This is a genomic window from uncultured Oribacterium sp., from assembly GCF_902481605.1.
GTDB lineage: Bacteria > Bacillota > Clostridia > Lachnospirales > Lachnospiraceae > Oribacterium > Oribacterium sinus.
In genome coordinates this window covers 1-24,327 of record NZ_CABSXI010000032.1, presented here as the reverse complement: position 1 = coordinate 24,327, position 24,327 = coordinate 1, and the positions used below count along the sequence as shown (strand labels likewise).

Below are 24,327 nucleotides of genomic sequence, written 5' to 3'. Positions count from 1 at the left end.
TTTTTTCTAAATTATGTATCCGGTAAACAATGTAGGATAGCTCTATTGTACTGATTCCCTTTACGCATCCGATGTTTAGGAATGGAATAATTTTTTATTTTGATACTGTGGCTCACAGCTTAAACGAATTCCCAATTTTCCAAGGGTTTTTTCATCAATCTGAGAAAGAATCACTGTGGAATGCATTTCACACTGATTGAGCTGTGCCAGCTGCTCCATACACTTCTCCGCATTTTCATCCGTATTGGCGGAAATTGTTAAAGCAATCAAAATCTCATCGGTATGAAGTCTTGGATTATGATTTCCCAGATGCTCCACCTTTAAATGCTGAATAGGCTCGATGATTTCCGGAGAAATCACCTTTAAATCATCCGGAAGTCCCGCACATTTTTTCAATGCATTAAGCAGCATGGCTGCACAGGCTCCCAATAAAGGAGTGGTCTTTCCGGTAACAATACTGCCATCCGGAAGAGAAATTGCGGCAGCGGGGCCATTGGTCAGTTCCGCCTTTTGTTTTGCAGCAGCAACAACGGGACGGTCCGCAATACTGATATTGGCTTTCTCCATTAAAAGCTCTTCCTTCTCCACTATATCAGAAGAAATGCTTCCCTTTCTTTTTTCTACCAAAGCCGCATAATATCTTCGGATAATTTCCTGTTGAGAGGCCTTACAAACCGCGTCCTCATCGATAATACAGTTTCCGGCCATATTGACTCCCATATCCGTAGGTGACTGGTAGGGAGAGCTTCCGTAAATTTTATTAAACATGGCCTTTAAGACCGGAAAGACCTCCACATCACGATTATAGTTTACGGTGCTTACACCGTAAGCCTCCAAATGATACGGGTCAATCATATTGATATCATTTAAATCTGCTGTAGCCGCTTCATAGGCCAGGTTTACCGGGTGCTGCAAGGGAATATTCCAAATCGGGAAGGTCTCAAACTTGGCATATCCTGCATTTACCCCATGCTTATGCTCTTGATAAAGCTGAGAAAGACAAACTGCCATCTTTCCTGAACCCGGTCCCGGTGCTGTTACCACAATCAAGGAGCGGGAGGTTTCGATATAATCATTTTTTCCGAAGCCCTCGTCACTGATAATCAGGGGAACATTGGAGGGATAGGAAGGAATGGAATAGTGACGGTAGACCTTAATTCCCAAAGACTCCAGCTTCTGCTGATAAGCAATGGCACTTTCCTGTCCGGCAAAACGGGTTAAAACCACAGAACCCACATAAAGACCATAACCCCGGAAAGCGTCAATTAAACGAAGCACGTCCATATCATAGGTAATGCCCAAATCGCCTCTGACCTTATTCTTCTCTATATCCCCGGCATGGATAGCAATCACGATTTCCGCATCATCCTTAAGCTCCCCCAGCATCCTAATCTTACTATCCGGATGAAATCCCGGTAACACTCTGCTGGCATGATAATCGTCAAAAAGTTTTCCGCCGAATTCCAGATAAAGCTTTCCGCCGAACTTCGCAATTCTTTCCTTGATATGCTCTGACTGGGTTTTTAAATACTGGTCATTATCAAAACCGATCTTGTCCATCTTTCCCTCCTATTTTTTACTCTGCTAATTTTTTCAAAAAGCTCTTTTCTGAAGCTTCCTTTTGCATGAAATCCACTTCAAATCCCCTACAACAAAAAAGCTATTATACTGCTTTTTGGAATTTTTGCATCTATTTTTTTCTTCTTTATCCCAGAAATAAATCCATATTCTTTTTTTGGTGTTCCACCTCTTTGGAAAAAAATACCGCTACCCTGCGAAAACTCTCATTTTCTCCATAGAAGAAAAGCTTTTTCTCCTCTTCCTTTGCAAAATATTGCAAGAGCAGTTCCGTATAAGCCATCCAAAGAATACTCTTTCTGATAAGATGGAATAAAGGTAGAATGGATTTCTTCTTTAGCCCCGTCATTAAATAGCGGAAAGTATAATATCGACAGAGTTCTTCCAAATAAACCGTTTCTCTTTCTCCATAAAGGCTTTGCATTTTTTCCGGCAAATCCTTTTCCGCCCTATGAAAAATTGTCAGAAAACTCTTCCACAATTCGCCTCTCCCTTGAATTTCCTCATTCATTTTGCAATATTCTCTAAAGCTTTCCTCTGAAAAAAACGACGACCTGAGTCCGTTTTCCAAAGCTTCCAGCTCTTCATCATACGGAAAAGCCTTATTTTCATAAAACAAAAGCTCTTCTCCCTGTAAAAATACCGTTTTCAGCTCCGCAAAAAATCCATGAATATCCTTAGGAAAGTCGGGTAAGGCCTCCCAAAGACCTTGGCGAAAAGCCAAAAGAGAAACCAGAAGTTCATTCCGTCCGTTGTGGTCAAAGCCGTTTTCCGGAATATCCTCCACTTCGGAAATTCTTTCATCCTCCAACTCTTCCCTAATCAGTTCCCCTTTCCAGGACAGGATAGCCTTAGCTGCCTCTTCACAGGATAAATGCAGATCAAGCTGCATATAAGGATGAACAATATATTCTTTTCTGGGATAAGCATCACAGACCTTGGAAAGTTCCTCTTCTCCCTTTTCTCTCTGGATTTCGCAAAGACCATTCTCCTGAAGAAATGGACATCTTCCATCCTTCTCCACCTCAAAATAAAATTCGCCGTCCTTTTTATGGAGCTTCTTTCTAAGCTTCTCTCCTAAAGCACCGCCCATTTTTTGATACTTTTCCGCAGTATCACAATCAATGTCAATTAACCAGTCTTTGCAACAGCTGTCTTTGCAAGTTTTCCCTATACAGGCAAAATCCGGATAAAAAAGAGGATACTCTAAAAGCATAGGCTTAATCCCTCCCTTACTTGAAAATGGCTTTCTGCAAAAAAGCGATATTTGGCCGCCTTGTATTCCGCCAAATTTTTAGCCTTTCGAACCTCCTTTAAGCCTTTTTCACCGCCTTGATAGGACTTGGCAAAATAGCTCCAAAATTCTTTGTACTTTGCCAATATATTTCTTTCTCCTTGAATTTCTTTGGCAAAATTCTCTTCCACCAAACTGAGAAAATTCTTAAACTCTCCTTCCTCCAATACCTTTCCGCCTCGAACTTCCCGAAAAAGAGCCGGATTGGACAGGAGCCCTCGACCGCACATAATTCCCTGTATCCCGGGGAAATGTTCCTGTAGGAACAAAATATCCTCCTTTGTTTCCACATCTCCATTATATACAAGGGGAAGCTTAGAGCATTTACAAATATTTTGAAAACAATGTAAATTCACTCGGCCGGAATAATACTGCTTTTGGGTTCTGGGATGAACGATGATTTCCGAAAAAGGAAAATGATTGAATACCGCAAAAAGCTCTTCCCATTCTCCTTCTGTATTTAAACCTATCCTTGTCTTTATAGAGACTCTCATTTTTGAATCCTTCAACAAGGAAAAAAGCTCTTGAAAGAAGTCTTCCAATAACATCGGATTTCTAAGCATGCCGGAGCCTTTCCCTTTAGCCACCACGGTTCCGCTGGGACAGCCCAGATTTAAATTACACTCTCGATATCCCAAACTCTCCAGATATTCCATAGTCGCATGGACAAAGTCCGGACGATTTCCCATAATTTGGGGAATCAGCACTAAGTCATTATTGTTCTCTACTGCACAATCCCGTTCAATTCTTCCGGTATAATGCCCTTCCTCATTGGAAGAAATAAAGGGACTAAAATAAGCGTCCGTTTCCGGAAACAAAGCTCTATGGGCATTCCTAAGAGGATAGCCTGTAATGGATTCCAATGGAGCAAAATAATACTTCATGATCTCTCCTAAAAATTACCGGTGAAAAATGCCAAAAACAACAGAATAATCAGCATTTGCCCATGCACCATCAGATAATGCAAAAGAAAAAGCTTCAGGTTTACAAGCTTCGCTCTTCGCAAGAAAACAATAGCCATAATACTGCTATAGTTTAACGCCAAGGGATGAATTGTGGATAGTATGGAAGCCACAATCAGCTGTCTTCCCTTGGTACTGAAGGAGGACAACAGTACAGCGGCAGGAAGTCTTGTGAAAATTTCCGATAGGATAAAGCCTCGACTAGTCTCATGGGCCAGAATCCATTCTCCAAATAAGCGACTAAGCAATGCACTATGATAGGTACTTTCCTTTAACAACAAAATCAAAAAGAGAAAGAGAAAAAGAAAGCCATCCAGCTTTAAAAATATTCTTCTTCGAAAAATAAGCGTATAAAAGATAAGGACGGGAAAAAGCAAAAGAATCGGAATAATCCGAAGATAAGATAAGAATATTAAAAGGGAAAACAGGGAAAAATGAATCAGAGCATTGGCATCCAGCTTGCTTTCCCTGAAATTTCCCTGAAATACGGCATTTTCTTCCTCTTTAAAAATGAGTACATAGGGAAGCAAAAAGATTCCTCCAAAAAGGAAGAAGATAAAGCTAATCCGTAAGAAGGACAGAAAGCTATAGCCATATTCCAAAAACAAATATAGGGAAGAGAGGCTGGTGTAGGGAAAGAGAAAGCTTCCGATCTCTCCGGCTAAAACCTGTAGAACCAGAGTATGCACCAGAAGATATTTACAATTCTTTTCTTTTCCCAGGCTGTCCAATGTGATGGGAATCATCACAAACAGACTCAAAGTATCTCCAAAAAAGGTAGAAAATAGAAAGCTAAAGAAAATCAGTCTGCGGGATAAGCCTTTTCTTGTTTTACTGCGATTTAACTGCTTGTACACCAAATGATGCAAATATTGGCTTTCCATCAAATACACGGATAGAAGCAGAATGGAAAGCATGGAAAAATACTTCTCTACAGGAAAACTCATTAGATAAGAAAAATCCGGATACTGAAAAAGGCAGGATAGAAGCACCAATCCTGCCAAGATAAGCAATACAATATTTTTGGATTTACGAATGGTAATGCTTTTAATCTTCATTATGATTGATAAAACCCTCGCCATGTACTTCTCGCACATCGGAAATGATAAAGAATGCTTTATCATCCATACTGTAAACCTGGTCCTTCACTCTGGTCACCTCTCTTGGACTCAGCACACAGTACAGCATGGTAATTCCCTGTCTGGTATACATTCCCTTCGCATCAATACCGGTAACGCCTCGTTCCAGCTCTTTCATAATCCATTGAGAAATTTCCTCTCCCTTATTGGAAATAATAGTAACCGCCTTAGCAAAGTGCATACCGTCAATAAAGGAATCACAAAGTTTGGTGAAAACATATACGGATACAATGGCATAGCAGGCCTTGGTTACCCCAAAGAGCTGTAATCCCCAAAGCACTACAGCACCGTCGCAGAACTGTAAAAGCTTCGCAATGGATATATGCTTAAAGCGAGTTTGAATAATCGCAGCCATCAAATCCGTTCCACCGGTAGTGCTGGATGCCGCAAAGACCAAGCCGCAGCCAATTCCCATAAGAATGGCACCAATCACAGAGTCTAAAAATAAATCATCTGCAGGAATCAGAGTATAATCCGGAAGTACATACAAAATAAAGGAGCATAGCATGGTGGCAAATATGGTTCTGGCAATAAATTTCCATCCCTTAGTGAGATATCCAAGACCAAAAAGCGGAATATTAATAACGGTATTACTTAACCACAAGGGCAGACCGAATAAGTGTCGAAGGATAATGGATATACCGGAAACTCCTCCGATAATTAATCCTGCCGGATCATAAATATTTTTGGAGGCAATGGAAATTAATAGGGAGCCTATAATCATATAACAATAGTCCCGAATCAAACGTTTTTTCTTGTTATCCATTTCTCCTCCTTCAATACTGTGGATTCCATTCCATAGTTCCTTGCAACATTTTATAAAAATGCCTTAAAACGCTTTAAAAGCTTAAATGCTCTTTAAAAGCTTAAATGCTCTTCAAAAACTATTATACTTTTTAAAGCTCTTTAGATGCTTCCGAATATTTTAATACTTTTGAAGTTCATCCTCTTTTTGTAAGGTAATAATACTCAGCTTTTCCTTTAGTAAAGGAAGTAAGTCTTCCATCGCCTGCTTTTCAATGGTGATACAGCCGGAGCTCTCCCAGGTATCCGGCGCCTTGATATGTAAGAAAATAGCGGAGCCCCTACCAAATACTACGGGATTTTGATTAAATCCGATGGCCAAAGCCTTTTCATAGCAAATCTTATAGGAATACAATCTTTCCCCGGTAATCTTCGTAGGACTTTCCACCCAGGTATTGTAAGTATTTTTCTCTCCGGACCAATAGGAAGTCTTTTGAATCTGCTTATAAGGAAGCTTGGTATTCACAGAGCTTGGAAAGCCGAAGGCAAAGGAAATAGGATAAGCACCTAAAGGAGTGGTTCCGTCTCCTTCCTTTCTTTCTGTTCCTTCTTTCAAACCGTTTCTGCCATAGCCGTTGTATGTTTTCCACTGTAAATAATAGCGATCCTCTCCCTTGTTCCAAAGGCTCAATTCATGGTCCAGCATTACAAGAAGTTGTTCTTCCTTTTTTCCGATCTCTGTTTGGAAAAGCTTTTTTCCGATTCGAATCTCAGCATCGTTACTGGATGTAGAACTTTGGGATTCCAGTTTTTTCTGATATAGCTCCCCCGGTCCTGCAAAGGCGGTAAATATCATAGACAGACAAAAAAGACTAAGGAACAGGATGCTTACAAACACCTTCTTAGTCTTTTTTGTATTTTTCTTTATGGAGAATAAACTCATAGTTTTCCTTTCCTTCATCGTTCTGAAATAGCTTGATATAATCCATAACATCATATCCAATTCAGAAAAACTTGTAAAGGAAAAATAGAACTTATCTCCTCAAGCTATTTAATTGTATTTCCATCTGCGGGTTTGTTTCCGGAATTATTTTGTGGGGAGCTGTTTTTAGATTTTATGTCAGACTTATTCTCAGAACTGTTTCCGGATTGTTTAGCGGATTTATTTCTGAACTTATTAGCTTTTTCTTCCCCTTGATTATTGTTCATTGGAGGTATTCCCTGCCGGTCATTCATTCCACCCCGACTTCCACCTCCGGGCATACCCTGGTTTCCATTCATCCCCCCTCGCTCCATTCTGCCGGGCATTCCTTGACCACCATTCATACCACCCTGACCTCTGCCACCGGGCATCGCCTGGTTGCCATTATTCATTGGAGGCATTCCCATGCCATTGTCACCGGGGGGATTACCGGGGAAGTTGTTGCCATCTCCACCGGGGAATTCACCCATTTCGCCGGGCATTCCTTGACCTCTATCTCCGTGCATTCCTTGGTTGCCATTCTGATGACCTTGCCCTCTGCCCCCTTGTCTTCCTTGGTCGCCGTTCATGCCGCCTTGGAATCCTTCGCTTGGGGGACCGCCCTGTGGACCTCCGCCATTCTGTCCTCCATTTTGTCCGCCGTTAAAGCCTCCGTTTGGAGCACCGCCCTGTCCCATTCCACCACCCATGGCATTACTGTTTCCCAGGGTATTGGCAATAGAGCTTACGGTAAATTCTTCTGTATTTTCGCCTACGGAAAGCTTATAACTCTGATTATTATTAAGATCCGGAGAGGAGAACAGTACTACGCCGTAGCTATTTTGTAAATCGGAAACATTGAAGATTTCTTTTCCGTTACTGTCGCTAATTTTAATTGCAGTTTCCGCATTTTGATTATTGCTGAGATAATCTACCATAAAGGCCTGGGTAGAGCTGTTTCCGTCAAAGGTCTGGAACATTTCGTTATTTCCGGCTACCAAAACCGTACCTCCGGTAATGGTTCCTGTTCCATTGTAATCTAAGGGTCCGTTTCCGTGTCCGGCGCCATCTACTATAAGAGTTCCGCCGCTAATGTTTAAGTCTCCGTTGGAATCCAGACCGTCACCTCCTGCATTTACCCGAAGGGTACCGCCATTGATATTGATATATACTCCTTCCTGTGCCGCAAATTCGTTTCCGGAACTGTTATCGCTGGCCGCATTTAAACCGTCGTCCTGAGACTTTACGGTAATCGTACCTCCATTAATATCAATAGAAGCGCCCTCCAGTCCCTCGTTGGAGTTCTCGATATTTACCGTTCCTTCATTTACCACCAGCTTTCCGTCAGCATGCATACCGTCGTCAGAAACGGAAAGAGTATAGCTTCCCTTGGATACCGTCATATCTCCATTGGTGTTAAAACCGTCCTGTCCTGCAGTAATCGTAAAGCTTCCATCATTGATCGTCAGATTATCCTTACCATTAATGCCGTGCTTTGTAGCCTCGACAGTATAGTTTCCGCCTTCAATCGTTAAGCTGTCTTTACCATGAATTCCGTCCTCATAATTTCCTTTGACGTCCAGACTACCGCTTCCGCTTAATATTAAATCAGATTTACTGTAAATTGCCGCATCGGGAATATCCTCTGTCTTATTATTGGAAGAATTGGAATTGCTGTCTTCTGTGGTATTGGCTTCTCTAAGATCCTCTACGGAGTTCTTGGAATTCTCTGCCAGAGTTAGGGTGAAATCCCCGGAGGTCTTCACATAAATCGGAGCTGTTTCCTTATTGCTGATGCTGAAGTTATCCAAAATCAAATTGACCTTATGTGTATCTCCCGCCGCAATCACCACCTGACCATCCTCCAAATTTCCGGAAAGTCTATAGTTACCCGCAGCGGAAATAGTAATGATTTTTCCCTCTACAAAAACGCCATTTCCGTTGGTTTTAATCTCTCCGTTTTCCACGGTAATCTTCGTTTCACTTCCCGTAGACTTTTCTGCCGACTTTTGGCTTGTAGCTTGTGTGTTGTTGCTCACTGTTTTATTCTGTGCTGCATTGGCTGTACTTCCACAGGCCACCATAATGCTACTTAATCCCAGACCTAAAGCCAAGACTGCAAGCTTATTGTAATTTACCTTCATTTTCTTCTTCATTTTTTTCTTTTCCTTTCTGTACTCTTCAGATAAATAATTCTCCCTAAAATAATCCTTCTTCATTTTTCCATAGATTCCCTTTTTCATCCTTTTCTTGTTCCCAAAAAGAATATGTTCTGCTTTTTCAATTTCAACATCTCCTTTCTTTTTGAGATAGCCCCAGTATAGAAAGGGTTACTGAAATGAAACTGAAAAAATGTCAAAAAGTTTCAAACGAGATATCGCACACTACGCGTGCGATATCTCGTTAAGAACATGAAAAAAGACCGATAAATCCGTATGAGCCGAATCTATCGATCTTTTTGCTGTTTTTTTATCTATAGAATTGAAGAAAAGAAAATTATTTTGTGTATCTTCCGTATCCGTATGGCTTCTTGTAGAAAACATCGTGCTCTCGAACAAAGTCACCGGTTCTTGTACAGTGGATAATGGTTCCGTTTCCGGAATAAATTCCCACATGATAAATGGTACTTGGGGAGGAACCGTAAAATACTAAATCGCCGGGCTTTAACTCTTCCGCGGAAATCTTCTGCGCAGAAGCATACTGGGAACGGGAATCTCTGGGGATGGAAATACCGAATTTCTTAAATACCTCCTGGGTAAATCCGGAACAATCCGCACCGGTACTAAGAGAAGTTCCTGCCACCTTATAGGGAAGTACTGCAATGAAGGAACGGGCATAGCTGATTAACTCCGTTGCCTCGGACTTCTTTAAATCCTGTGCACTGTTTCCAACATTTCCGCTGAAATTCTCAGCCTTATTCTTAGCAGGTTTTTCCGTTGCAAGATTGCTGTCCCCTTCCACTTCGGGGCCGGAATAAGAGCCGGAAACCTCCAGAACATCCTGTCCGCTCTTCTTTTCTTCCTTTGCACTTGCCTTCTTGGAAGCGGAGCTCTTTTTCTCCACAGAAGGCTTCTGGTTTTCCTGATCGGAAACTGCTGTTCCCAAATCCAAGTCAGAACCCATCACATCAATGGTTCCGGAGCTGGACTCGCTCTTACCGTTGGTATAAACTCCCGCTTCTCCGATAGCCTTCACCTGCACAACACCATCTTTAAGCCAGGCACCGGTAGTATCTACCTTATATCCCTCCACCGTGGTATTGGACTTTAGCCATCCGTTGGCATCAAAATAATAGCACTCTGCAATGCCGTCACCGTTACCGTCAATCCAAGCCCAGGTAGCCTTTGGATAGGTTCCATCCTGATGATTGTACCACCATTTATTGCTGTTCTTGCCGTTTCCCTTCTGCCAACGACCTGCATAAGCCGGGATGGCAGAAAAAAGAGAAATCAGACAAATAGAGTTCACTACTAAAATTTTCCAATTCTTCTTCATTTTCTTTTCCTTTTTTAATAAAATGATACATCTGCATGATAAAGCATAGCTTCTTTTTTCGCAAGTTCGAAATGAGATTTGTAAGCTAATCCGGGGAAATGTTAGGATTTTGTAATAATTTGAATGATTAAGCCATGGGGCAGACACACAATGGGCAGGTCCGGATTTTCCACACTGATGGCCGGGGTCCGTACACAGATTTGATTATTACAGTTGGATTCGGTACAAAGCACCTTTCCATCCTTAATTTCTATAAAGTTCACCTCATGTTTTGCAGGATTTACCTCATCTTCGGAAAGGGATGCCAGATTTTCCTTAAAGTCCACTTCTCTGGCCTCGTTATCCATAATCAAAATTTTGCTGTTTTCCGAGAGATTTTTTTCAATCAGAACAATTCCGTTTTTTAGAATCTGTACCTTTCTGGCATCCTTTTTGGCAAAAGCCTTTGGAAGAAAAAAAGATAAAGCTGCCATTAAACATACAAGAAGAAGAATGATAAGGACTCTCTTTTGTTCCTTTCTCTTCTCCCCTTCCGGTGAACCATTCTTATCTGCCAAATTCTGCTTTTCCTTTGCTTCAGAAGGCTCCGGCTCCATGCTTGTTTTCTTTTCTTCCTTTTTCTGCACTTCCATATCTTTTTCAACTCCCTATTTTATCTATCGACCGTTTTACTCAAAAAAAATCACCAATGAAACGAGATATCGCACACTTTGCAATCGATACTCGTTATGAATAAAAAAGCAGGGAAGCCTACTCTGCTTCCCCGCTAAAGAGAGGCCACAAACCAGACTTGAACTGGTGACCTTCTGATTACGAATCAGATGCACTACCGACTGTGCTATTGTGGCATCCCCCGCAGTATAGCACAGCTTCTTTCTCCATGGCAAGAGCGAAATACAAGCTTATTCCGCTTCTACGATACAAAAACTTCAAGCTTATTTCGCTCTAAAGCTACAGAAACTGTAAGCTTACTCCAACTCAAAGGCACCGGTATAGAGCTGATAGTACTTTCCTTTTGCCGCAATCAAGTCCTTATGACTGCCTCGTTCAATAATTTCTCCCTGTTCCAAAACCATAATGACATCAGAGTTTTGTACGGTAGAAAGTCTATGGGCAATGACAAAAACGGTTCTTCCTGCCATTAAAGCATCCATACCCTTTTGAACAATAGCCTCCGTTCTGGTATCAATAGAGCTGGTAGCTTCATCCATGATTAGAACAGGGGGATCATTTACCGCCGCCCTGGCAATGGACAAGAGCTGTCTCTGCCCCTGAGAAAGATTGCCCCCATTTGCACTTAATTCCGTATCGTAGCCCTTAGGGAGTCTTGTAATAAAATCATCCGCTCCCGCAAGCTTTGCCGCCGCAATACATTCCTCATCCGTAGCATCCAGCTTTCCATAACGAATATTCTCCATTACAGTTCCGGTAAAGAGTACGGTATCCTGTAGGATAACGGCAATAGATCTCCTTAAATCCGAAATGGCAATATCCCGGATATTGATGCCGTCATAGATAATCTCTCCTTTTTGAATATCATAAAAGCGGTTCAAAAGGTTGGTAATGGTGGTTTTTCCTGCACCGGTAGCACCTACAAAGGCTACCTTTTCTCCCGGTCTTGCAAAGACATCAATATTCTTTAGAATCTTTCGCTTTCCATCATAGGAGAAATCCACTCCCTTTAGTTCCATATCCCCTTTCAGTTCTTTCAGGGAAATGCTTCCGTCCGGTAAAATACTCTTCCAAGCCCAGAGCTCTGTTCTCTTATTGCTTTCTACTAAACGGTCTCCCTCATGGGAGCAATTTACAAGGCAAACTTTTCCTTCATCCTCTTCCACCTCTTCATCAATCATTTGATAAACACGACCTGCACCGGCAACACCCATAACCACGGCATTGACCTCAGAGGAAATCTGTCCTATTACACCGGCAAACTGCTTGGTCATATTCAGGAAGGGGATGACAATGGCAATACTTAAGCTTAATCCGGAAATGGAAATGTTCGGTGCATGGAAAGCCAAAAGTGCGCCTCCCACAATGGCAACCAAAACATAAAGGATATTTCCGATATTGTTTAAGATCGGCATAATCACATTGGAGTAACGGTTGGCTTCGTTGGAAACCCGGAACAGTTCGTCATTATAGCGGTCAAAATCCTGTATACTCTTCTCCTCATGGTTAAAGACCTTAACCACCTTCTGTCCATTCATCATTTCCTGAATAAAGCCTTCGGAACGAGCCAGCTCCTCCTGTTGACGAACAAAGTAATGACTGGATTTTCCTCCAATTACCTTAATGATTCGAAGCATAAAGAAGGAGCCTAAAAGCACCATAAGGCTAAGCCAAAGGGAATAATACAGCATAATGGAAACTACCGTAATTACCGTAATCAAGGAAGAAATAGCCTGAGGAATACAGATGGAGATGAACTGTCTCATAGCATCAATGTCATTGGTATAATGACTCATGATGTCCCCGGTTTTATTTTGGTCGAAAAAAGCAATGGGCAGATCCTGCATATGATTAAAGAGTTTCTGTCGATACTGTTTTAAGGATCCCTGGGTAATGGTCGCCATGTTCATATTGTAGCAATAGGCACAAATCAAGGAGATTGTGTAAAATACCAGCAAAATCCCAACCAATCTTAAAATATCGGAGGATACCGCATTCCAATTTCCTTCTTTATAAACGGTTTCAATCAGGCTGATAATCTTTTGCTGGAAAATAGCCGGAATAGAGGTTACTACCGCATTAATTACAATAAACAAAAGAGTAATAGGCAGAAGTGTTGGATAAAAGGAAAATAAGTCCTTTATGATTCTGCCTAAGGTCTTCATAAAATTCTTTGGTCTTCCCTTATTCTCCATTCTCTACCTCCTTTCTGTTCTGTGACTCATAGGTTTCTCTGTAAATCGGAGAATTCTCCATAAGTTCCTCATGAGTACCTCTGGCAATGATTTCTCCCTTGTCCATAATCAGAATCTGATCCGCATCCATTACAGAGGAAACTCTTTGGGCAATAATGATTTTCGTGGTATCCGGAATGAATTCCTTAAAGCCCTTTCGAATAAAAGCATCGGTTTTGGTATCCACTGCAGAAGTGGAATCATCCAAAATTAAAACCTTGGGCTTCTTTAATAAAGCTCTGGCTATACAAAGTCTTTGCTTCTGCCCTCCGGAGAAGTTGCTTCCTCCCTGCTCCACATGGCTTTCGTAGCCGTCCTTCATTCTTTCAATAAATTCTGCAGCCTGGGACAGTCTGCAGGCCTCTTCCAGTTCAGCCTGTGTAGCATTTGGATTTCCCCAGCGAAGGTTTTCCGCCACTGTTCCTGAAAAGAGAATATTCTTTTGTAATACCACAGCCACCTGATCTCTTAAAGCTTGAATATCGTATTTTCGAACATCCTCACCGCCAACCAAGACTTCTCCCTCCGTCACATCATAAAGACGGGAAATCAACTGGGTAAGAGAAGATTTTGCAGAACCTGTCCCTCCCAGGATCCCTACTGTTTGTCCGGAGGGAATATGAAGGGAGATATCTGTTAAAACATTCTTTTTCGCATCCTTGGAATATTTAAAGAATACATGATTAAAATCAATAGAGCCGTCCTTTACTTCCTTAATACCATTTTCAGGATTCTTCATGGTACTGTCTTCCGTTAAAACCTCAGCGATTCTTCGAGAGGAGGCAGCGGAAATTACCACCATCACAAAGACCATTGCCACCAGCATAAGGCTGGAAAGAATCTGATAGCTGTAGGTTAACAGGGCGGAAAGCTGTCCTACATCCAAATCAACACCACCGGTGCTGACCACCAGATAGGAACCGAAGCTTAAGACAAAGATAACCACCACAAAAAGACAAAATTGCATCAAGGGGTTGGCAATGGCAATCAGTTTTTCTGCAGAAATAAAGTCCTTTGCCAAAGACTCTGCCTTTTCATTAAACTTCTCTTTCTCGAAGTCCTCTCGGACATAGGTTTTCACCACCCGCATTCCCTGGATATTCTCTTCCACAGACTCATTTAAAGCATCGTATCGCTTAAAGATTTCGTTGAAAATCTTCATAGCTTTTTTGGTAATAAGGATTAAACCGATAGCCAAAATAGGAATCACAAAACAGAAAATAATAGCCATTCTGCCCCCCATCATGAAGGCTGCGACAAAGGAAAAGACCACCATCAAAGGTCCCCTGAAGGCAGTACGAACCAGCATCATATAGGCCATCTGTACGTTGCTGATATCTGTGGTTAATCTGGTTACCAAAGATGAGCTTTCAAAGCGGTCAATATTCTCGAAAGAAAAGCCCTGAATTCTTTGGAACATATCTTTTCGGATATTCCGGGCAAAACCGGTAGAGGCGGAAGCTGCAAAATTCCCCGCCCAAAGGCCGAAAAGAAGAGAAAGTATGGCCATCACCACCAGGATTAATCCGTAATGAAGAATCATCTGCATGGAGGCATTTTCCTTCATTCTATTCACTAATTGAGCAGTAAAAAAAGGAATCATACATTCCAGAATGACTTCTCCTGTAACCAATAGCGGACAAAGTATAGAGTCTTTTTTAAATTCACGAATGGATTTTGACAGGATTTTCAATACCTGTATTTTATCTTCCTGCATGACTTTTTCCTCTTGCACTGTTTCCCCCTCCTTCTCTTACTGTACATAGAATTTACTATGCATGGAATTTACAATGCGCTGTTTTGCACTGTGTTTTCTCTATGTAGCGCATATTCTATTGCTTACTCTTCTGTTTACTGTTTGATTTTTCTAAACTTTGCAATTTTATGGATGATTTAACAACTTGTCAAGTGTAGGCAAAATTCAATTCTCCGCTCCCTGAAATTGGCTTTCATATAGGTTCTTATAAAAACCTTTCTGCTGTAAAAGCTCTTCATGACTTCCCTTTTCGATGACATTACCATCCTTCATCACCAGGATACAATCCGCATTTTGAATCGTAGAAAGACGATGAGCCACAATAAAAGCGGTTCTGCCCTTTAGCATTTCCCGAAAAGCTCTTTGTACCTTCTCTTCCGTTCTGGTATCAATGGAGCTGGTAGCTTCATCCAAAATTAAAATGGCCGGATCCCTTAACATTACTCTGGCAATACAGAGGAGCTGTTTCTGTCCCTGGGATAGATTGCCTCCGTCCTCCGGAAGGATTGTATCGTAGCCTTTTGCAAGCTGTAAAATAAAATGATGGCAGCCTGCCCGTTTAGCTGCTTCCATAACCTCTTCTCTACTCTTCTCCGGAGAACCGTAACGAATATTTTCCAAAACCGTATCCGACTTTAACCAGCTATCTTGTAGAACCATGCCATATACAGAACGCAGGCTATGATCCGAAAGGCTGCCATAGGGCATTCCGTCAATCGCAATGCTTCCCTGATTCGGTTCATAAAATCGCATCAAAAGATTAATTAAGGTTGTTTTTCCGCATCCTGTAGGTCCAACAATAGCAATGTTTTGTCCGGATTGTACGGAAAGGCTCAAATCTTGAATCAGCTTTTGCTCCTTCGTGTATGAGAAATACAATCCGGAAAGCTCCAAGCATCCTGCCACAGGCTTTGGTAATTCCCTATTCTCCGCCTTTGGCATCATCTCCTCTTCTTCCAAAAAGTCAAAAACCCTGGATGCGGCAGCTAAAGCATTTTGAATTTCCGTAATCACGGAAGTAATATCATTAAAGGGCTTAGCATACTGGGTGGCATAAGCCAATAAAGAGGATAACTGCCCAATACTTAAGGTCCCTTGTAAGCAAAACAGTGCTCCAACTCCCCCAACCAAAGCATAGCCTAAAGCATTTAAAAAACGGGTAAAGGGGTTAACCAAAGAGCTGTAGAAATTTGCTTGCATACTATATCGGGAAAGTCTTTCATTTTTCTCCTGATACAAAGCCTCTTTTGGGGCATCCTGCATAAAGGCCTTCAGAAGCTTCGCATTTCCGATAGCCTCCGTACTGAAGGCAGCGATTTCTCCTCTGCTCTCAGACTGATTCTGAAAATACAGGTAAGCGCGCTTGGATATAAACTTTGCGATAAAAAAGGAAAGAGGCGTCAGCGCCAAAAGGATCAGAGCAATTCTCCATTCCAGAAGAAAGAGAAAAAATGCAGTTTCCAAAATACTGAACACCGCCTGCAAAAACTGATTCAGTAGAACAAATAATCCCTGTGAAATCTGTTCTATGTCTGTAGTTAAACGGCTTAAAATCTCCCCGGGCTCCTTGGAATCAATGGAGGATAAAGGAACGGCTTGAATATGAGAAAAAGCCTTCTTCCGTAAATCTTCAATCACATGAAAGCTTAAATAGGTATTCACTTGGTTCATTATCCACTGGAAAACCACTGCCAGGATAAGCACTATCAACATAAGTTTTAAAATCTGTCCCAATCCGGCAAAATCCACTGCAGATTTTCCGGCAATCTTATCTATGGCTTTTCCCAAAAGGATAGGAAGAAAGAGGGAAAATACTACGGAGAGAAAAGCTGAAATAATGGAAAGAAGCAAGCTGAATTTATAAGGTTTGATGAAGGCGAAAAGTTTCCAAAAAGACTCAGCTGCAGTTCCGTTTTGCCTGGTCATATTACGCCTCCTTTCCTTGCTTCTGAGAAGCACAAATTTCCTGATATACAGAACAATTCTCCATAAGTTCCTGATGACTTCCCAGTCCGATTAACTTACCTTGGTCTAAAACCAGAATCTTTGGGAAATGCCTGATACTGGATACTCTTTGGGAGATTACCAAAAGGCTTTTTTCCCCTTGATATTCTTCCAATGCTGTTCGCAGCTTTCTTTCTGTCAGCATATCCAATGCGGAGGAGGAATCATCCAAAATTAAAAGCTTGGAATCCCCAACCAAAGCTCTTGCAATAGAAAGTCTTTGTCTTTGTCCACCGGAAAAATTTTTTCCTTCTATACTGACAGACAAATCCAAGCCCTCTCCCTTTTCCTCTACAAAATCTTTTCCCTGGGCGATTTCCAAAGCTTTCCAAAGCTCTTCATCTTTTGCCTCCTGCTTTCTCCAAAGAAGATTTTCTTTAAGGGTTCCGGAAAAAAGTACCGCCTTCTGAGGGACATAAGCAATACTTTCTCTAAGTTCTCTTTTCGAATAATCTCTTAAATTCTTCCCCCAAAGGAAAATTTCTCCCTCATAATCCGCGTAAAATCCACAAATTAGAGATATCAAGGTGGATTTTCCGGATCCTGTACCACCGATAATTCCTAAGCTTTCCCCGTCTTTTAAAGAAAAACTGATATCGGAAAGAGCCCTCTCCTCTCCGACTTCATAGGAAAAAGAAAGATTCTTTAGAAGGATACCGGCCTTGTTTGAGTCAGAAGAAGCATTGGCTTCAAGCTCCTGCTTTTGCACTTTTTCTGTGGCTTGATTTCTTGTTGAAAGAGTAGCTGCTTCCTTATCGTTAACAGACTGATCTTCTTCGTTCTTTCGCTCCATCACCTCTTCAATTCGGCTAATACTGGCATAAGCTTTAACCATCAAAATAATCAGATTGGCAAGCTTTAGAAGCTCCACCAAAATCTGGCTCATATAGTTGGTCAGAGCCACCACATTTCCCTGAAAGAGCCTGCCGTCATTGACCAATTTTGAGGAAAAATACAGAATGCCCATAAGCCCCAGTTGAATCAGAAGCATACTCATGGGGTTCAACAAAGCGGAAATCTTTCCCACTGCAATCTGCACCTTGGTATAATTTTGGTTCTTTTCCCGGAATTCCTCTTCTTCCTTCTCTTCCTGACAAAAGGCCCGTACCACACGGATACCCATTATATTTTCTCTGTATTTTCTGGTAATGTTTTCCAAACTGATTTGAATCTTTTTGTAAAAGGGCATGGTGAGAGCCATAATTCCGAAAACTACAAAGGATAAAAGAATCAATACCACAAAAAACAAAAGCGATAGGCCGGGGCTGATTCGAAAGGCCATGATGCAAGCCCCCACAACAATAAAAGGAGAGCGCATTAAAAGCCTAAGCACCATATTCACCGTAGATTCAATCTGAAAGATATCCGGACCGATTCTGGTAATCAAGGAAGATGCGGAAAGCTCATTGTAATCTTTGTAGGGTAAAGAAAGAATTTTGTGAAACAAGTCTCTACGGTAGGATTTTCCCACCACCATTGCTACCTCTGCCGCAAAATACTGGGCAATGACAGCGGTAAGGCAACCAATGCAGGCTAAGACTAAGAGCAGGAAAAGGCTATGCCAAATCACCCCTATATTCTCCTTACGGATTCCCTGATCAATCATTCCGGCAATAACTAAAGGAACAAAGAGCTCAAACATACTTTCCAGACACTTAAACAGGGGGGCCAAAATACTTTTCCCCTTCACCTTTTCCATATAGGACAGTATTCTTCTCATCTTACTACTCCTCTAACTATTGACTCCTTAAATGACCTTCATTCTCCTATAACTGCTCTTTTCTTCTTGTAAAACAATTTTAGAGCTATGGAAGGAATACCCTTTTTATCCTTCTTTATGAAAATATTGATCCAATACCTTTCTGGCAATTGGCGCTGCGGTCTTTCCGCCGGTTTCTCCTTCTTCCACAATAACGGATATCGCAATCTCCGGATCCTCCATGGGGGCAAAGCCTACAAACCAGGCATTGGTCTTTAAATCACTTCCCACCTTCACCTGGGCGGAACCGGTTTTTCCGCAAACCTTATAGGCATCCGTCTGTAAAGCACTGGCGGTTCCCTCCGTGACTACCTTTCTCATAAACTGCTTTAAGGCATCACTTTCTCCCTGAGAAAGAAGGCTATGACTCTCCCCATAAGGGAACTCCTTTACCGTTGTGCCATTGGCATTCTGTACTGAAGCAAGAAGGCTTGGATAGACCAGATTTCCTCCATTGGCAATGGCGGAAACCATGCAAAGGTTTTGCAGAGGAGTACAAAGGGTAGCCCCCTGTCCGATAGCGGTTTGCATCTTGTCCCAAACATCCGCATTCTCCGCTAAAGTGAATTGCCCTGCATTGGCAGACAAACCAATATCTATTTTTTGATTATAGTAGAAGCTTTCCGCCAAAGCCTTTAATCGAATCGGATCAATCTCCGTTCCCAGCTTGGCAAAGGCGGAATTACAGGAATCCGCAATGGCCGATTCCAAATCCACCTTTCCGTGAACCTCTCCGTTATAACAATGCACCACATAGGAGGAATTCTCCGGATCCACATATTCTCCCTTACAGGTATAGCTAAAGCTCTGCCAATCCGCAGGATGCTCCCGAATATACTCTAAAGCCATCAAAAGCTTAAAGGTTGAGCCGGGAGGATAAAGTCCCTGGGTCGCCCTGTTCAGAAGATTTCCGTCTTTGTTGTCGGAGGAAGTAAGAGCTTCCCAGTTGTTCTGAATATCCTCTTCCGTAAAGGAAGGTGCGGAAACCATCGCCAGAATTCTTCCGGTCTTCGGATTCATACAGACAATACTCCCCTTCTTATCCTTCAACAAAGAATAGGCAAGGGATTGTAAAGAAGAATTCAAGCTAAGTACTACCGAATCTCCGGGATTCTTGATTTCCTCTGCCTGATTAATGATTTTTTGTAAGGGGTTAATACTGGAACGGCTCAGATAAAAGTTCGCCATGGACTCCACCCCGGTTTTCCCCTTACTGCTGTAGCCGATAGGATGGGAAAAGGCAATTCCCTCCGGATATACCCTTTTCTCTCCGCCCTCCCCGTTTTCCGTTTTTGCCAATACCTTTCCATCAGAAGAAAGGATACTGCCTCTGATAACCTTGGAAGAAAGATAATCAATTCTGGCATTGTAGGGGCTGGAAATCTGATTCGGAGCCAAGACCAGCATAAAATAACAAAAATATACAATCATGGAAAAGAAAAGCAGGACAAAGAAATAGGTAATTCCCTTCATCTCCCTGTTGCTTGGCTTTCTTCTGGAATTATTATACTTTTTCATAATTTACCCTTCTTCCGGAATTTCTCAGCTTATTCATAAATGGCTCTTCTCCTCTTTCCCTTCGGTGCCTGCTGTTCTTCTTCCTCTTCATCCATGGCATCTTCCTTTCCTTGGATAACAAAGAGAGATTGGAAGATGGCAAAAAGAATACAACTGGAAATCATACTGGAACCGCCATAGCTGACAAAGGGCAAAGTCACTCCCGTGGAGGGGATAAATTTAATGGCTCCACCGATAGTTAAAAAGACCTGCATCACATAAATCACACTTAAACCGATACAGATGAGTTTATAGAAGAGGCTTTCCATGTCCATTCCCATCATCATCATTTGCATAAAACAGGAAAGACAGACGAGAATCACGCAAATCGCCACAATTCCTCCCATTTCTTCGGACAAGGCGGAGAAAATAAAATCATTTTCCACGATGGGAATCTTGTTGGGCAAGCCTTGAAAAAGGCCTAAACCGAGAAAGCCTCCCGTACCGATAGCAAAAAGAGACTGGGTAATCTGATATCCCTTTCCCGCAATATCCTTCCATGGATCCATAAAAGCAAAAACTCTGGTACGTACATGAGAGAATAAATGATAGGATACAAAGCCCGCCAGGGCGGAAAGCCCAAAGCCCAGAGCCAGATACAAAAATTGGCTGCTGGAAACATAAAGCATAAACAAAAAGGCCATAAAAAGAATCAGGGCAGAGCCTAAGTCCTTACACAGCACCAGCACAATGCCATGGAGCATAGCCACAATTGCCGCCTTGTAAATTCCTCTTTGATTTTGCTCCTCCGATAAAAACCCTGCAACGGAGAAAACAAAGCTGATTTTAACAAATTCGGACGCCTGGAAGGAAAAGCCGAAGAAATTCAAACTCATCTTGGCGCCAAAGCTTACCCGTCCCACAATAAGGACCAAGGAAAGCAGGAAAATCCCCAGTACCGCAAAGGCAATTCTTCCCTTTTGAAAGTCCCAGATTTTATCGATGAAATAGGGAATAAGCAAAGCCAGGAAACTGGCTGCCACGGAAATGGCAAACTGCTTCATAGCCTTATCCGTATTTAATCTTTCCAGCATAATCCATCCCAAGCTCAAGAGAAGACACTGGTTATACAAGAGCGTCTCGCTGAAGGTAGGATAGATTTTCTTCCAAAGGAAGGGATAGAGCAGAAGAAAAAACAGCTCCGCCCCATACATCATCAGATAAAAGAAGTCCTTCGTATGGAAGAACAAAACCCCATGACAAAGAAAATGTAAGAACAATAAAATCTGGTAAAGAAACTTTGCCAGTCTTCGTTTTCCATCCCCATAATCCAGGGAAAGGTTTCGAAACAGACTGTAACAATACAGTAGCATCAACACCATACATACAATCTTCGTAAATGTACTAAAAAGACTACCCATCTTTTCTCCCCTACTCTATTCCTTTATGAAAATGTCCTCTGGTAAACTGCTTTAAAGGCCTTCCCTGAAAAAGCTCCAGGATTTCCTTTTCCGATTCCACCGTAAAATCAAAGCGAAAAGAAGAGGCGCCGATCCTTTCCACTTCCTTTTCCAGCCCCAACAAGGATAAAACATCGCTGTTATAGATTTGATTATAGCAGTATTTGCAATAGAGGCGAACCGGCATACTCTTGTTCTGCCTATCCTGTAAAGACACCACATTGTTTCCTCCGGTACAGCCATTTCTGGTTTTTTCTATACAGTTGGCGCTGACCATCATAGGAAGGTGTCCGTAGCAAAGAAGCTCCGTGGAGATTCCTCTACTTCTTGCCCATTCGGAAAAGGCCATATCCTCCTGAAACCGAAATTCAATGGGAAAGCACATTTCTTTTGCTCCCAAGGATTCCCATACCTCCATGGCAGCCTGATTATAGCTATAGAGGGTGTAGTCAAAGCAGGTGGAAAACTGCCTATCCGGAAAATCCTGCAGCATAGCCACCTGATCCAGGGTACGAAGGAGAAAATGACGGAAACCCTCTTCATTTTTCGCCTCTTCCATCCAATCCTTCGGGCTTCTTCCCCGGTCTTCCCTTCTTTGAATTCTTCGAAAACGAAGTCCCGCCCATTTTCCGCTGTTCTGAATCTCCCCACGATATTTCAGGAGTTCTTCCTCGGAAAATGCGCCTTCATCCAGATAAATTCCTTTAATAAAGGGAAACTGAAGAACAGCCTTAAGCTGTTCTCCTCTTTCTATGGAAACCCTAATTTCCCCCAAGTCTTTGATTCCGTCTATACTGCCCAAGAATGGCCTCCCTCATTTTCTCTACACCGTCTCTCCGTAACTGATTCAGGAAAGAAAGGGGATAGAAAATATCATCCTCCCCAAGAATCGAAAATTCTTCCAGGGAAAATTCCGTATTTCCCATCTTCTTCATTTGTTTTGTAATCTGTTCCCGGGAAAGCACCTTTTCCTTAGCCTTTTCCACAGGCTGGCTTCCTTCTACGGAAATGAAAAGTCCATCATCTCCCTCTAAAGTAAAATGGGGAACTTCGTTATAGGACAAGAGCAAGCTTCCCTTTAAAGGAATCTTTCTTTCTCTCTCTTCCATTTCCTGCTTCAGCTTGGAAAGCACTTCTTCCTTTTCCTTTCGGAAGGGCTTTTCCCCGAAGGCAATCATATCCTCCCCGTTATGTTGTTCCAGATAGGAGCTGTAGCCTCCTCTGTCATAAACCTCTTTCAAGAGGGCTTTATCCTCCTCGGAAACCTGATAGGACCTTCCCTGAAGAGCCAAGTCCAGATATTTTCTGTAAATGGAAACCACTGTTCCGGTATAAAGAGCGGACTTCATTCTTCCCTCAATCTTTAAAGAATAGGCGCCTGCCTCCAATAGCTCCTTCAAAAGATCCAGGGTAAACATATCCTTCATACTCAGATAGTTTCCTTTTTTCCCCTTACTGCTATAACAAAGTCTACAGGTTCCGGCACATCTTCCCCGGTTTCCGGATCGTCCTCCCAGAAGAGAAGACATAAAGCAGGCTCCGGAGTAGCTATAGCACATGGAACCGTGAATAAAAACCTCCAACTCCAAGGGGGAAGCTTTGGCAATATCGGAGATATCCTCCAAGGAACATTCCCTGGAGAGCACAACCCTTTCCATGCCCAGCTTTTCCATTAAGCCCACGGCTTCTTTGGTGTGTACCGTCATCTGAGTGCTGGCATGAAGAGGAAGATCCGGATAGGCCTCAGCCAACATTTTTCCAATACCCAGATCCTGAATAATTACCCCGTCCAAGCCCGCTTCATAATAGGGATCCATATAGCTGAATAGCTCTTTTCTTTCTCCCTCTTTAAAGAGGGTATTTAAGGTCATATAAATCTTTTTATTATAAAGATGACAAAAATGAATAGCCTCCAAAAGCTCATCCTCTTCCGATAAAGAAGACTTGGCAAAGGCTCTTGCGGAATATTTTTGTCCTCCCATATAGATGGCATCCGCTCCGGCAAAAACAGCCACCTTGCATACTTCCAAGGAGGCTGCCGGGGCCAAAAGCTCTGCTTCATAAAGCTTTTTTTCTTTTATATTTTCTTTGTTTTGGATTGGCATCCTTACTTACTCCATCCTTAGCTATAGCCAAATTCGGAAGAAACGGCTTCTCTCTAACCCCCTAATTCCTATAGAAGATTATTCCTCTTTATTGCTTCCCTGATGAGAAGACTTTTCATGAGTAGACTTTTCATGAGAAGTCTTTTCCTTTCCTTCCTTCTTTTCCAAAGCCAAAAGCTTCTTCTGGGTACTTTCCAACTCCTGTAAAACCCCGTCCAGCTTTAACTTGGTCTTTACCAGGTCGTGCTTATAGGAGTAGCTCTCGCTTTTTTCCTGATCCAAAAGCTCCTGCATCTCCTCCACCTTTTTTCGCTCCTGAAAAAGCTCATCGCAAATGTTAATCTGAAGCAGAAGGGATCGAACAGATTCCTCCAGCTTATTATAATTCCACATTTCCTTACGGATGCTTTCAATTTTATGATTTAAATAATCTGCCACATCATGTAAATAAGACTCGGAATTCTCCCCACTTAGGACATAAATTTTTCCGTCAATAATGACCTGTATTGTCTTTTTATCTGCCATTTTCTCCACCTTTTCCTATGCTTCACTCAGTCCTAAATGTTGATACGCGTGTTTTGTTGCAATCCTTCCCCTGGGGGTTCTGTCTATCAGACCTTGTAAAATCAAATAGGGTTCTATCATATCCTCTAAGGTTCCCCGATCC

General features: G+C 42.1%; 19 protein-coding genes and 1 tRNA gene. All 20 read right to left on the bottom strand.

All coding sequences use genetic code 11. From position 1 onward, the window contains the following. Window positions 1-75 precede the first annotated feature (75 nt). Window positions 76-1,560 (bottom strand): DUF1846 domain-containing protein, encoded by a 1,485-nt coding sequence (locus RDQ32_RS06985; protein ID WP_308579673.1) that lies wholly within the window; start codon window positions 1,558-1,560, stop codon window positions 76-78. 145 nt (window positions 1,561-1,705) lie between these two features. Next, a complete protein-coding gene (gene fliB, locus RDQ32_RS06980) occupies window positions 1,706-2,794 on the bottom strand; it encodes a flagellin lysine-N-methylase (protein WP_308579671.1) in 1,089 nt (362 codons plus the stop codon). Further along, on the bottom strand, window positions 2,785-3,756 hold the full coding sequence (locus RDQ32_RS06975; protein WP_308579669.1) for a tRNA-dihydrouridine synthase family protein: 972 nt from the start codon (window positions 3,754-3,756) through the stop codon (window positions 2,785-2,787). Before RDQ32_RS06975 ends, fliB begins: the two co-directional genes overlap by 10 nt. A gap of 8 nt (window positions 3,757-3,764) precedes the next feature. After that, entirely contained in the window at window positions 3,765-4,892 is a 1,128-nt protein-coding gene (locus RDQ32_RS06970; RefSeq protein WP_308579667.1) for a hypothetical protein, read from the bottom strand. Then, window positions 4,882-5,739 carry a YitT family protein gene (locus RDQ32_RS06965; protein WP_183683971.1) on the bottom strand — a complete coding sequence of 286 codons (858 nt, stop codon included), beginning with the start codon at window positions 5,737-5,739 and terminating at the stop codon, window positions 4,882-4,884. Before RDQ32_RS06965 ends, RDQ32_RS06970 begins: the two co-directional genes overlap by 11 nt. 159 nt (window positions 5,740-5,898) lie before the next feature. Continuing rightward, on the bottom strand, window positions 5,899-6,660 hold the full coding sequence (locus RDQ32_RS06960; protein ID WP_308579666.1) for a L,D-transpeptidase family protein: 762 nt from the start codon (window positions 6,658-6,660) through the stop codon (window positions 5,899-5,901). A gap of 104 nt (window positions 6,661-6,764) precedes the next feature. Then, window positions 6,765-8,921, bottom strand: a complete 2,157-nt coding sequence (locus RDQ32_RS06955) for a carbohydrate-binding domain-containing protein (protein ID WP_308579664.1) — start codon at window positions 8,919-8,921, stop codon at window positions 6,765-6,767. Between the two features lie 253 nt (window positions 8,922-9,174). After that, entirely contained in the window at window positions 9,175-10,173 is a 999-nt protein-coding gene (locus RDQ32_RS06950; protein WP_308579662.1) for an NlpC/P60 family protein, read from the bottom strand. A 101-nt stretch (window positions 10,174-10,274) separates the two neighbouring features. Then, window positions 10,275-10,805 carry a NusG domain II-containing protein gene (locus RDQ32_RS06945; protein ID WP_308579660.1) on the bottom strand — a complete coding sequence of 177 codons (531 nt, stop codon included), beginning with the start codon at window positions 10,803-10,805 and terminating at the stop codon, window positions 10,275-10,277. A gap of 143 nt (window positions 10,806-10,948) precedes the next feature. Continuing rightward, window positions 10,949-11,021 (bottom strand) — tRNA-Thr (locus RDQ32_RS06940). Between the two features lie 120 nt (window positions 11,022-11,141). Then, window positions 11,142-13,040: an ABC transporter ATP-binding protein gene (locus RDQ32_RS06935; protein ID WP_308579658.1), complete on the bottom strand. Its 1,899-nt coding sequence runs from the start codon at window positions 13,038-13,040 to the stop codon at window positions 11,142-11,144. Then, window positions 13,030-14,796: an ABC transporter ATP-binding protein gene (locus tag RDQ32_RS06930; protein WP_308579677.1), complete on the bottom strand. Its 1,767-nt coding sequence runs from the start codon at window positions 14,794-14,796 to the stop codon at window positions 13,030-13,032. Before RDQ32_RS06930 ends, RDQ32_RS06935 begins: the two co-directional genes overlap by 11 nt. Before the next feature lie 204 nt (window positions 14,797-15,000). After that, window positions 15,001-16,761 (bottom strand): ABC transporter ATP-binding protein, encoded by a 1,761-nt coding sequence (locus tag RDQ32_RS06925; protein WP_308579657.1) that lies wholly within the window; start codon window positions 16,759-16,761, stop codon window positions 15,001-15,003. A gap of 1 nt (window position 16,762) precedes the next feature. Further along, the gene (locus tag RDQ32_RS06920) at window positions 16,763-18,559 is read right to left on the bottom strand and encodes an ABC transporter ATP-binding protein (RefSeq protein WP_308579655.1); all 1,797 of its coding nucleotides are present in this window, start codon (window positions 18,557-18,559) and stop codon (window positions 16,763-16,765) included. A 105-nt stretch (window positions 18,560-18,664) separates the two neighbouring features. Further along, the gene (locus tag RDQ32_RS06915) at window positions 18,665-20,116 is read right to left on the bottom strand and encodes a penicillin-binding transpeptidase domain-containing protein (RefSeq protein WP_308579653.1); all 1,452 of its coding nucleotides are present in this window, start codon (window positions 20,114-20,116) and stop codon (window positions 18,665-18,667) included. A 29-nt stretch (window positions 20,117-20,145) separates the two neighbouring features. Then, window positions 20,146-21,516, bottom strand: coding sequence for an FtsW/RodA/SpoVE family cell cycle protein (locus RDQ32_RS06910; protein ID WP_308579652.1), 1,371 nt, complete (start codon window positions 21,514-21,516; stop codon window positions 20,146-20,148). Between the two features lie 10 nt (window positions 21,517-21,526). Beyond that, window positions 21,527-22,357 carry a hypothetical protein gene (locus RDQ32_RS06905; protein WP_308579651.1) on the bottom strand — a complete coding sequence of 277 codons (831 nt, stop codon included), beginning with the start codon at window positions 22,355-22,357 and terminating at the stop codon, window positions 21,527-21,529. Then, the gene (locus RDQ32_RS06900; protein ID WP_308579650.1) at window positions 22,317-23,660 is read right to left on the bottom strand and encodes a U32 family peptidase; all 1,344 of its coding nucleotides are present in this window, start codon (window positions 23,658-23,660) and stop codon (window positions 22,317-22,319) included. The genes RDQ32_RS06905 and RDQ32_RS06900 overlap by 41 nt, the downstream gene beginning before the upstream one ends. A gap of 78 nt (window positions 23,661-23,738) precedes the next feature. After that, window positions 23,739-24,185, bottom strand: coding sequence for a cell division protein ZapA (locus tag RDQ32_RS06895; RefSeq protein WP_308579649.1), 447 nt, complete (start codon window positions 24,183-24,185; stop codon window positions 23,739-23,741). A 15-nt stretch (window positions 24,186-24,200) separates the two neighbouring features. Continuing rightward, window positions 24,201-24,327: Holliday junction DNA helicase RuvB C-terminal domain-containing protein (locus RDQ32_RS11150; protein ID WP_308579675.1), on the bottom strand; the 127-nt coding region annotated here is incomplete at its 5' end.